General features: G+C 63.9%; 15 protein-coding genes and 1 tRNA gene. 3 read left to right on the top strand and 13 right to left on the bottom strand.

Going from position 1 to position 10394, the window contains the following annotated elements; genetic code table 11:
- The coding region (malQ, locus tag JF616_16915; GenBank protein ID MBW8889439.1) for a 4-alpha-glucanotransferase at positions 1-1425 on the bottom strand (1425 nt) is incomplete at its 3' end.
- Positions 1426-1544: 119 nt separating this feature from the next.
- On the opposite strand from malQ, the gene thiS reads away from it, so the two are divergent.
- Entirely contained in the window at positions 1545-1733 is a 189-nt protein-coding gene (gene thiS, locus JF616_16910; protein ID MBW8889438.1) for a sulfur carrier protein ThiS, read from the top strand.
- A 54-nt stretch (positions 1734-1787) separates the two neighbouring features.
- On the opposite strand, the gene JF616_16905 is transcribed toward thiS, so the two are convergent.
- The 3 genes from JF616_16905 to yajC are packed head-to-tail and all read right to left on the bottom strand — an operon-like array spanning position 1788 to position 4113.
- Entirely contained in the window at positions 1788-3287 is a 1500-nt protein-coding gene (locus tag JF616_16905; GenBank protein MBW8889437.1) for a SpoIID/LytB domain-containing protein, read from the bottom strand.
- Entirely contained in the window at positions 3284-3805 is a 522-nt protein-coding gene (def, locus tag JF616_16900; protein ID MBW8889436.1) for a peptide deformylase, read from the bottom strand. Before def ends, JF616_16905 begins: the two co-directional genes overlap by 4 nt.
- Positions 3806-3831: 26 nt before the next feature.
- Complete coding sequence (yajC, locus tag JF616_16895; GenBank protein MBW8889435.1) at positions 3832-4113, bottom strand: preprotein translocase subunit YajC; 282 nt, start codon at positions 4111-4113, stop codon at positions 3832-3834.
- A 147-nt stretch (positions 4114-4260) separates the two neighbouring features.
- Here yajC and JF616_16890 point away from each other — a divergent pair, with 147 nt between their 5' ends.
- A complete protein-coding gene (locus JF616_16890; protein ID MBW8889434.1) occupies positions 4261-4569 on the top strand; it encodes a hypothetical protein in 309 nt (102 codons plus the stop codon).
- A gap of 28 nt (positions 4570-4597) precedes the next feature.
- On the opposite strand, the gene JF616_16885 is transcribed toward JF616_16890, so the two are convergent.
- Positions 4598-5086, bottom strand: a complete 489-nt coding sequence (locus tag JF616_16885) for a methylated-DNA--[protein]-cysteine S-methyltransferase (GenBank protein ID MBW8889433.1) — start codon at positions 5084-5086, stop codon at positions 4598-4600.
- Complete coding sequence (locus JF616_16880; GenBank protein MBW8889432.1) at positions 5083-6519, bottom strand: DNA-3-methyladenine glycosylase 2 family protein; 1437 nt, start codon at positions 6517-6519, stop codon at positions 5083-5085. Before JF616_16880 ends, JF616_16885 begins: the two co-directional genes overlap by 4 nt.
- Before the next feature lie 116 nt (positions 6520-6635).
- On the opposite strand from JF616_16880, the gene JF616_16875 reads away from it, so the two are divergent.
- Positions 6636-6709: transfer RNA gene (locus tag JF616_16875), tRNA-Arg, on the top strand.
- A 130-nt stretch (positions 6710-6839) separates the two neighbouring features.
- On the opposite strand, the gene JF616_16870 is transcribed toward JF616_16875, so the two are convergent.
- The 7 genes from JF616_16870 to JF616_16840 all read right to left on the bottom strand — a co-directional run bounded on the left by JF616_16870 (position 6840) and on the right by JF616_16840 (position 10274).
- Complete coding sequence (locus JF616_16870; protein ID MBW8889431.1) at positions 6840-7118, bottom strand: hypothetical protein; 279 nt, start codon at positions 7116-7118, stop codon at positions 6840-6842.
- Between the two features lie 70 nt (positions 7119-7188).
- Positions 7189-7659, bottom strand: coding sequence for a DUF2147 domain-containing protein (locus JF616_16865; GenBank protein ID MBW8889430.1), 471 nt, complete (start codon positions 7657-7659; stop codon positions 7189-7191).
- A gap of 114 nt (positions 7660-7773) precedes the next feature.
- Positions 7774-8127 (bottom strand): four-helix bundle copper-binding protein, encoded by a 354-nt coding sequence (locus JF616_16860; GenBank protein ID MBW8889429.1) that lies wholly within the window; start codon positions 8125-8127, stop codon positions 7774-7776.
- Between the two features lie 70 nt (positions 8128-8197).
- Positions 8198-8368, bottom strand: coding sequence for a DUF1328 domain-containing protein (locus JF616_16855; GenBank protein ID MBW8889428.1), 171 nt, complete (start codon positions 8366-8368; stop codon positions 8198-8200).
- Between the two features lie 149 nt (positions 8369-8517).
- Positions 8518-8955 (bottom strand): DUF421 domain-containing protein, encoded by a 438-nt coding sequence (locus tag JF616_16850; protein ID MBW8889427.1) that lies wholly within the window; start codon positions 8953-8955, stop codon positions 8518-8520.
- An 80-nt stretch (positions 8956-9035) separates the two neighbouring features.
- Positions 9036-9542 carry a hypothetical protein gene (locus JF616_16845; GenBank protein ID MBW8889426.1) on the bottom strand — a complete coding sequence of 169 codons (507 nt, stop codon included), beginning with the start codon at positions 9540-9542 and terminating at the stop codon, positions 9036-9038.
- 15 nt (positions 9543-9557) lie between these two features.
- A complete protein-coding gene (locus JF616_16840; protein ID MBW8889425.1) occupies positions 9558-10274 on the bottom strand; it encodes a DUF4142 domain-containing protein in 717 nt (238 codons plus the stop codon).
- Positions 10275-10394 lie beyond the last annotated feature (120 nt).

Raw genomic sequence — 10394 nt, 5'->3', positions numbered from 1 at the left:
ACGATCGGAAGCGGCCTGGCTGGCCAAAGGATCGGATCTGAGCCCAAGGGATGCCTGCTCGGCCCGATCGCGCCCGGTCAGGTGGCCGGCTAAGGTGGGCAAGTCGTGGGTGCTGACCGAGGCCAGCGCAGAGCGCGGCCAGTCGCCGGGCGGATCGGATTCGAACCATAACACCTTGCTGCCGAGCAACCCCCAGGCCTTAAGGCGTTCGCGCACCCACGGGTCGACCGTCCCCAGGTCCTCGCCCACCGCGAAGGCCCCCGCGCGTCGGCACTCCTCCGCGATCACGGCAAGCAATTCCTCATGGTCATAGCGCACGAAAGCGCCCCGGTCCGGACCCATTCCCTTGGGGATCCAGTACAGATGGAAAAGCCCCATCACGTGATCGATACGCAGTCCTCCGGCATGTTTCAAAAGGGCGTGGATCGTTTCCCGGAGGGGGCCGTACCCGGCGGCCTTCAGGCGATGGGGGATGAACGGCGGCAACCCCCAATCCTGGCCGCGGGTGTTGAAGAGATCGGGCGGCGCTCCCACCGAAGCGCCGAAGGCCAGAAGGTCCTGCCAGGCCCAGGCATCGGCGCCGCCGGGATCGAACCCGATGGGCAGGTCTTGCATCAAAGGCAGGGCCTGGTTGGCTTCGTCCAATTGCAGATCCAACAGCCACTGGATCCATTCGTGGAAGGCGATGCGCTCGACGTGCTCGGCGGCGAAATGCGCGACCGCGGGGGCCGCGGGATGCCGGTAGGCCGGAGGCCACTCCTTCCAATTGGGTCCCAGGCTTTCGGCAAGCGCGCAATGGATGGCGTACTCGCGCAAGCTTTGCCCCGACTCCACCACGAAAAGGGCGAAGGCCTCCCGTTCCGGCGCGCTCGCCTTGAATTCGGCCCACAAGGCTTCCAGGGCCTCCATCTTCAGGGCGAAGACCGCATCGCGATCGATCAAAGGCGCCGAGTTGAGCGCGTGCCCGCGCTCGGCCAAGGCGGCCCAACGGACGGCGGCGCGTTGGGCGCCGGGGACTTCCTCGATGCGCAGGTACAAGGGGGAGAAGTAACGCCGGGATGACGGGCAGTACGGGCTGGCTTCCAACGGGGGAACGACCTGGGTGGCTCCCAGCGGGCTTATCTGGAGGAAGCCGGCGCCGCGTGCCGCCGACCATTGGCCCAGGCGGCGCAAATCGGCGAGATCGCCGATGCCCCAGCTTCCGCGCGATCGCAGTGCATAGACTTGCACCGCCCAGCCCCACGCGCGGGCGGGCTCGGGACAGGGTTCCAGGGCATGCGGGGTCCAAGGCTCCGCGATTTCCAAGGGTTCCTGGCCCATGGCCGACCGCAATGCCAGCCGGGTCGCTTCCGGGGTGTCGCGCCAGCGTTCGAACGCATCATTGAATCCGGCTTCGATTCCCCAGGCGTCGGTGTGCGTTTCCACGGTTCGCATACCGGGAAAATACGTTCGCGCGAGAGACGATGCGAGAATGGTTGCCCTATTTTGAAGCTGGATAGCCTTACCGCCGGCTTGCTATCTTTTTCGGCCTTATGCGCGTTAAAGTGAACGGCCAAGAAACCCGCCTGGACGATGGGATCACCGTAGAGGGGTTGGTGGCGTCGTACCGCCTCAAGCCCGAACAGGTGGTCATCGAATTGAATCGCAAGGTCCCGGCCAAAGCGGTTTGGGCCACGACCCTTCTCGCCGAAGGGGACGAGGTGGAAATCGTGAAATTCCTTGGCGGAGGCTGAAATGGCTTCTCACTAGGAGTTGCTTCGCAACTCCACGCTCGTCGCTTATATGGGTTATCTGAACTCGACCACGTCTACGCCTTGGTAGTAGGCGCGGATGATCTCCACGAAGTTCTGATTGGATCGGGCCCGGCCCATCGCTCCCGATTGGCATAATCCCACCCCGTGCCCGAAGCCCTTTCCTTGCGCGGTAATCTTATTCCCCTCGGTCTTGAGCGTGAACCATGCGCTCGGGAGGATCTTGTCCTCCCCGCCCGGCGGCCGCAGGGCCCAACGCGTCTTATCGCCCTTCACGAGAATGGCGCCCCTTTCGGTCGCGATGTTCAGGATCCGCGCCCGGCCGCAGGTGGCCCGCTGGGAAATCGCCATGCCTTGGACTCCCGTGAAGGCGGGGAAATCGGCCACGCCGGCCGAATGCAGATTGCGCTTCAAGATGGCCGCCAACTGGGGGCGCGTCCATTCCTGGGTCCAGGCCATGTACTTGGAGGCTTGGCACCAGGGCTCGCCCAAGCCATCGGTATCCGGCCGCGAGACCAGGTACGGGATGCTGTCTCCGCCCCAGACTTCGTGCTTGCTGGCGGTGCGCCCGCCGCAGGTCGAGAAGTAATAGCAGAGGGCCAGGGTATCGGAATGCATAACCGCCATCCCGCGCGTTTCCCACACCGCGCGATCCGACATCAGGTATTCGCCGCGCACGCCCTTGTAAACCTGATCCTGGACGTCGCTATGCAGATGGAATTCGGCGTTGCGGGCGCCGAGCATGCGCTTGTAGGCATAGGTGCGCGCCACGATCGCCTGGGCCTTGAGCGCCTCCAGCGCATCGCGATCGACCTTGCCCATCTCGTAGGGCAGCACGCCGCGCAGGTAATCCTCCACGCCCACGACGTTCACCGCCAGCACGTCCCCGTCGGCCTCGGCGATGAGGTGCATGCCCCCGCGGTACACGCCCGGCCCCATATCGATCAGGTTGTAGGGATTGAGGGAGATGACCCGCAGCCGGCGGGCCGGCGAGGTCGCCACGGTCTTACCCGCCTGCTCCACCGCGAAGGCCCCCCCGGAGCGGTGGATCACGAAGCGGCCTTTGAGCCGGGCCAGACGCGTGAGCGCGAGGCCTTTGTCTTTCTCCGCGGGGATCTCCGCCATGATCTGCACGTCGCCCAAGGTGTATAGGGAGTACGGCTTCGGCGAACGGGCCAATAGGACGTGGACGCGATCGGGAAGATCCCTGGGCCGGGGCCGTTGGCGGATGCCTTCGGGCCGGGAGACGGGAGGCAATGCGGGAGCCCAAGTTCGCGGACGGGCGGAGTCGCCGGCGAGTCCGGATTCGGCCTCCGCGGGCAAGTCCCAGCTCAGGGTATCCTGCGCTTCGGGGAAGGGGAGTTCGGATGCGGGAACGGAGGACCAGGCGCCTTCGTAGCGGCCGGGCTCCGTGGGCGCGGCCTTGGCTTTGGCGGAGGCGGGCCTGACCGGGGCCACCGGGGCGGAAGCGCAACCGAAGAGGAGCGCCGCGGCCGCCATCCCGGTCTGGATGGAAAAGGAAAGGCGGGCGTTCACGCCGGAACGGTCTTCGATTCCTTGGAGATCTTCTTCAGCTTGCCGTCATTCAAGGTCCGATCGGTGGCCGAGATCTTATCGACGAAAAGGACACCGTTCAGGTGATCGATCTCGTGCTGGATGCAACGGGCCAAAAGCCCATCGATGTTCTTCAGCACCTGGCGCTTGCCGTTCTTGTCCAGGTATTCCACCGTGATGGTTTCGGGGCGCTCGACGTCGGCCCATACTCCCGGCACCGACAAGCAACCTTCCTCGGCGGCGATCTCGCCCTTGCTATCCTTCACGGCGGGATTGAAGAGGAAGTAAGGATGCTTTTCCTCTTCCTCGCCCGCCACGTCCACCACGATCAGTCGGATGCTGCGCCCGACCTGGGGGGCGGCCAGCCCGATGCCGTTGGAATGGTACATGGTCTCGAGCATGTCGTCGGCGAGCTTGGCCAGCTCTGGGGTTACCTTGGCCACCTCGGTGGCCCGCTTGCGCAGGACCTTTTGGCCGTACAAATAGATGGGAAGCACCATGGGGTTATCCTCGCGGGCCCGCGGCGTCAGGCCTTGGCCTCGGCTTTTTCCTCCACTGCCTTGGAGATGGCCGTCTTGTTGAAGTCGATACGCACGCCGTCGTGGAATTCCAGGGTCACGATGTCGCCTTTGATGGCGGCTACTTCGCCGTACATCCCGGACTGGGTCATCACCCGATCGCCCTTCTTAAGCGATTGTATCATCTTGGTGAAGGCCTGTTGCTCCTTTTTCTTCGGCAGGAAGATCATGAAGTAGAGGATGCCGATCATGGCCGCGAAAAACAGGATTTGGGTGGGGTCGAATTTCATCGGATTTCCTCGTCTGGGGCGGCATGACAATATAGCAATTTAACCCTATGGGCTTTTCGGGGAGTTGGCGTCCCTTGGGGGATGGGGCCTCCGTATCAGTCGCGTAGCCCCTGGACCGAAGCGGGCGCCGGCCCGATACTTCCAAGCATGGTGGATATCCCGACGCCGTTCCCGTTGGACGGCCATTCCGCGTTGCCGACCTTCGCGACCCTCGATTCCATGATCGTCTTTTACGCGCGTTGGATGCCGGCGCCTTACTTGCACGGGGTCATCGAAGCCGAGAAGGAGGTTTTCGTCGTGCGCAAGGATTGCTCCCTGGGGGAGACCCACGTGCAGTTCCTGCGCAAATGCGAAAGCGCCTTGGCGCGCGCGGTGAACGAAGCCCAAGCCGGTCGCGCGGGATGGGACTGGAGTTGGGTTCCGGCCGCCGGTTCGGATACGCCCGGCGTAGGTTGAATACGCTTCGCGCGACCTGAGCCGCCGCTCAGGTCCTGGCCGCGGAGCCCTCCAGCTCGATCAGGAAAGCCTTTCGCTCCGTCCCTCCCGCATACCCGCCGAGATCGCCGGAAGCCCTGACCACGCGATGGCATGGGATCAGGATGCATAGGGGATTGCGGCCGTTGGCGGAGCCGACCGCGCGGGCCGCGCCGGGGTTGCCCACGCGCGAAGCCAGCTCCCGGTAACTCCAAGTGGTTCCGAAAGGAATTTCCCGCAATCGGTCCCAAACCGATCGTTGGAATTCCGATCCCGCGGGATCGAGGGGCAAATCGAATCGCGTGCGTTTCCCCGCGAAATATTCTTGGAGCTGGCGCGCGCCCTCGTCCAAAGGCGCGTTCGCCCCGGGCTCTGCCGCAGCCAGGCCCAAACGCGGCAACTCGCTTTCGTCCCAAACCAAACCCACCAAGGCCCGCGCATGCGCGACCAAGGTCATTTCTCCCGTAGGAGTCGGAAAACGTTTCTTGAGCAAGGTCATGGATTCTCCCCTCTGCGCGCCAAGGTCCAGGCGCGCCATAGATGCGCGGCCGCGTAGCCGCGCCAGGGCCGCACCCGCTCCGGATCCAAGCCGGGATCGGATGCGATCGCGCGTTGCAGTACCAGGTCCGCCGCCGGGAAGGCATCGACGTCGCCCAGGGCCCGCAGGCTCACGTATTCGGCGGTCCACGGCCCGATGCCCTTGATGGATCGCAGGGACGCCCGGAATGCGATCGGATCCTGGGCGCTGGAGAAGGACAAATTCCCCGCCGCCACCCGCGCCGCGAGTTCCCGCAGCGCGGCCTTGCGCGCGCCGGTCGTGCCCACGCGCGCGAGATCGGAATCGGCCAAGGACTCGGGACGCGGGAACAACCGCGCCGTTCCACCCAGGGGATGCGCGACCGGTTCCCCGTAAGCCTCGATCAATTGGGCGATGAGGCGGTTGGCCTGGGGGATGCTCACCAATTGACCCAACACCGCGCAAACCGCGGTCTCGAAAGCGTCCCATCCCCGCGGCGCCCGCAGCCCCGGCCGCAGGCGTAGCAGGCGATCAAGCCCGGGCGCGCCCGCGAAGGCCGCGGCCACCTCGGCCGGATCGGCATCCAGATCGAACATGCGCCGCACCGCCCGCGCGGCGCGTCCGAGATCGGCCACGTCGCCGCCGCGCACTTGCAAACGCAGTTTCGCGCCGGTCCCCAGGCTCACGCGCAGATGCCCGGCCGGACCGGACCCGAATCGGAAGAGGCGTTCGTAAGCCCCTTCGGAAAAGGCCTCAAGTCCGTCGATGGCATGGGAGCGGTAATAGTCCAGGGACGCGTCCCAATCGAAGGGAGGACGAAAAGGCAGGCTTAGTTCCACGCCTTCGCTTTCGGATGCGCCGCGCCGGTGCCGGCGCATTTCCGTGGGCGAACGCCGGAAACGTTCGCGGATGGCGGCGTTGAAGCGCCGCACGGAAGCGAAGCCCGCCGACCCCGCGATGCGGGCCATGGGCAAACCGGTTTCGGCGATGAGCTTGCGGGCGAAGTCCAGACGGCGATCGGCGGCGATGCGGGCCGGGGTCTTGCCCACTTCGGCGAGGAATACGCGGCGCAGTTGGCGCGCTCCCAGCCCGAAGCGGGCCGCGAAGGCCTCTTCGCCCACGCCCTCGTGTCCGCTTTCGGCCAGGGCCCTAAGGGCCCGTTGGACCAAGGCCGATGATCCGTTCCAGGCGGCCGAATCGGGCGCGGCTTCGGGACGACAGCGAAGGCATGGCCGGTAGCCCGCGTTTTCGGCGGAGCGCGCATCGGGGAAGAACTCGACGTTGCGGCGCTTGGGCCGGGCGGGGCAAACGGGACGGCAGTAGATGCCCGTGGTCTTCACGCCCACGAAGAACTTGCCATCGAAGCGCGCATCGCGCGCCAGCATGGCCCGATAGTAAGCTTGGTCTTGGCCCATGGGAAGAAGTTAGCCGCCGGAAATGGGGGTGACCAGCCGTTTCCGGACCTGATCGGCCGGGCTGTCGTTTAGAGGACAGAGGCAAGGGGATTACTTAGATTTCCAACCCTTCCCTTGCACCGGTAGCTCAGTTGGATAGAGCAGTTGTTTTCTAAACAATTGGCCGTGGGTTCGAGTCCCGCCCGGTGTATTTCCTTCCCGGGATTCGAGACTGTACGGGAGCGGGAGCGTTTGGGCGGCGGATCCCGATGCACCATTTGAGGCATACGGGTTGCCCAAATCGGTTATCGCCGGGCCGGCAAGCCGGCCCGGCGAAGACCTTACTTGGCGTCGCCAGCGGGGGCGGCAGGAGCGTCGGCAGCGGGGGCCGGGGCGGCGGCGGGAGCCTTGCAGGCGTCCTTAGCCGTGGTGTAGGCGGCCTTCGCGTCCTTCTTGCAAGCCTTCTTGTCCGCGCCGGTCTTGTCCTTACAGGCCTTGACGGACATGTTGTAGTCTTCCTTGGCCTTTTTCATGCAGGCCTTGTCAGCGCCGGCGGCGAAAACGGAGGAAGCGGCAATGCTGGCGGACAGAACGAGGTAAGCGATTTTGCGGGTGTTCATAGCAACTCCAGATAAAGGTTACACCCTCCACGCGGAAGGCACGGAACTATTTAGCAAATGCGGTGCCGTTTCAAGAGCCGGGGACGACCGCTTTTCCTACCTCTTCGGGAAGGACTCTTTTCCAGGTCTGGCTCCGGCCTAAAAGCGAGAAGCCGAGGTATCCGCGGACCGTCAAGGATTGGCTGTCTTCGGATAAGGAAAGCTTGCAACTATACACCTTTCCGTTGGCCGGATCCAAAACCGATCCGCCGTCCCAGCCGGCCCCCGAGGGATGCAGCCCCCACATGATTGTCATTCCCACGATGCGCTTATCCTTGCGTTCCCCAGAGCACTTGATACATACCGGATCCTGGATTTCCTCCGGCCGCCGGAACAACTTCTCGATCTTGCCGCTCAGGGTATCGCCTCCCCGGGTGATGTGGACGATGGATTTGACCCGGCCGGTCTTATCGTCCACGGTTTTCCACCAGCCTTCCGGCGAGAGTCCCTGCGCCGAGGCAAAGGAAGCCGCGGCGAGCAACAAAACGGGCCAAAGACGCATCGGGTCTCCTTTTCCGGAGTTTTCCCGGAAAATTTTCCGGCTTTTTTCCGAGGAAAGTTTTTTCGCGACCAAAATATAAGGAAACACCGGCCCTTTGCGGGCCGATGCGTAAAGCTATGCCAAGGCTTCTGAAGGGTCGCGGCAGGCTTCCGCGCAATGGCGGCACGCCTCTTCGCATTCCCGGCACTGCTCCAAGGCCGGATGCCGGGCGCATTCTTCGGCGCAGGCTTCGCATGCCTCGGCGCATAAACCCTGCAGGCGTGAGTGGAATATCGAGCGGCGCCGCAGCAAGTCGGCCCCCAGGGCGCAGATGTCCGCGCAATCCTGGCTGAGCCTGATGCAGGCGTCGAGCGGCGCTGCCTCTTCTTCGTCTTGGCATGCCTGGGCGCAGAGCCGGCACTCCCGTGCGCAGGCGATCAGGATTTGTACGATGTCCTGCGTTTCTTGATCGGACTTTCCGATGGGCATGGGGCCCTCCTGCGTCAAAGCGAAAGCGCGGCCCGGGGAGGACCGCGAACGGCGACTCTTCCCGCCCCGGCTAAATCACCCTGCGTCGGCGGCCTCCGATCCAGGTGACGAGCCAGAGTACGAGAAATAGGAAGAAGAGCACCTTGGCGATGCCGACCAAGGCGCCCGTGATGAGTCCGGCGAATCCGAGCAGGGCCGAACCGACGGCCAGAATCAGGAACAAGATGGAAATGCCTAGCATGCGTACGACCTCCGGGAGAGCGGGTCTATGAAAGTTCCTCCCCCTATACCGAATTAAAATGGCGGAAGGCCCCTACGAAAGGGGTTCGCGGGCCCGTCCATCCGGAACGGTCCTTTACCGATCCGGAATGGATGCCGACATCAAGCCCTTCATGCCCGGATGATGGAGATGGCGCCGTTGCGCTCCAGAACCGCGTATTTGATTTGCGAAAGGCTCTCCAGGCCGTTCTGCCGCGCGGCCTCCAGGACATCGTCCATGCCGATGCGTTCCTTGGCCATGCGTTTCTCCAAGGCTACGCCGTCGCGTACGATGATCAGCGGCTCGCCGTCCATCACGCGGTCCAGCCACGGGAAGCTCCGCTTCAAAAGCGACATGCCGATGTCCAAGGAGACGAAGGTCGCGATGATGACCCACGCGTTCATAGTGGAATAATCGTTGCTGGTCAGGGCTTGTTGTACTCCTTCGCTCAGCACCAACAGCAGGATGAAGTCGAACACGGTGATGTCCTTGAGGGTGCGCTTCCCCGAAAAGCGGAAGACGACCATCAGGAAGCCGTAGATGGCGAAGGTGCGTAGGATTTGTTCCAAGCGCTACCCCCTGGCGCTGAGATCGGATGAATGCATAAAAGTCCCTGACGTAATGGGGCCCGGATCCGGCCGGCGAAACGTCAGGGCCAGATCCATTGCCTGAAATCGGCGTAGGCGCCTTCGGTTGCGATATGGCATGCGCGCGTCCCGGCGAATTGGGGCTTGAGGGACCAGGCGATTTCGATCTCTTCCGCATCCGGATCGCGTCGGAAGACGTAAGTAAGCCCGCCATGTTCCACGGCCACCGAAGTGTCGGGTTGGGGCCGCATCCATTGGATCTCCGCGTCGCGGAGGCATGCTTCCGAAAAGGCAAGGCGCAAGGTGCGCCCGCCCGCGGGCGGGCGGCAAGCGGCGGTGAAGCCGAGAGCGGCCTCGCGTCGCCCGAAGCGATCGAAGGAAACCCGGAAGGCGTCCGGCCCGGACGAGCCTGCGAAGACGCCGCCCGGGCCCAAGAGGCCCGTGCCGGCGGCGGTCAGGAACAGGGCCAGAAGCGCCCAGCCCAAGCGTTGGAAGACCCACTCCTTATGGTGGTAGGGAAGGGCCCTCTCCAGACCCGGAAGATGGGAGCTTTCCGCGGCGTCGGGCATGGGGCTATTGGACGTTCAGCGGGAAGCCCGGTCCCCTTGCAGGCGCCTGGCTTCCTCGAGATGATGGGCTACGTGCTTGCGGGCCTCCTCCATCTCCTTCTTCAGCTTGGGATTGGAGGCGTCCGCGACCAGATGCTCGTCGAACAGGCTTAAGGCATCGGTGTGCCCATGTACCATGGCGCTGACGTAGCCCTGCTCGAACTCCATGCTGTCCTTGGAGGCCAGGGCTTGGAGTTCGGAGGCGCCCTTGTCGCGCAGCTCTTGCACCTTGGCGGCGGTTTCGGACGGGGTGATGTTCTCTTTCTTGGCCAGCTTGGAGACCTTGTTGCTGTCTTCGCGATGCTGTTTCAGGAGCATCTTCGCGAATTTCATGGCGTCCTTGCCCATCTTTTTCTTCTCGGCGGTTTGGGCCGCCTTGATTTCGTTGTCATCGATGGTCATGTCCAGGGCCACGATCTCGGCGTCGGTATATTTCGCGGACATGGCCGTACCCGATGCGGCCGCTCCCGGCGTTGTCGTAGCGCTGGTCGCCGCGCCGTTCGTCGTGGCGCCCGTACCCGCGGACCCGGTGGCCGCTCCCGTTTGGCCGGATGCCGAGCTTCCCGAAGTACTCGTGGCCGCGTTCGTGGCCGATCCGGAAGTCGAGCCCGAAGAGGCGGCGTAGGCCGCCGCGGTCAGGCAAACGGATCCGACTACGGAGGCGAGGATCGATTTCATCATTCGATTCTGCATGTTATTCATCCTTGCTGAAGGTTTCGATGCGCCTAGGGAAGAGGCGTTCGCCCCTCCGGGCGTATCGGCCCAATGGACAGCGAAGAATGAAAAATCGCGGAACGCGGGACGCAAGTATAT

The sequence above is a fragment of the Fibrobacterota bacterium genome (assembly GCA_019509785.1).
Classification (GTDB): domain Bacteria; phylum Fibrobacterota; class Fibrobacteria; order UBA11236; family UBA11236; genus Chersky-265.
Note: the sequence above shows the minus strand (reverse complement) of the source record. Positions and strands in the feature narration are given on the sequence as shown.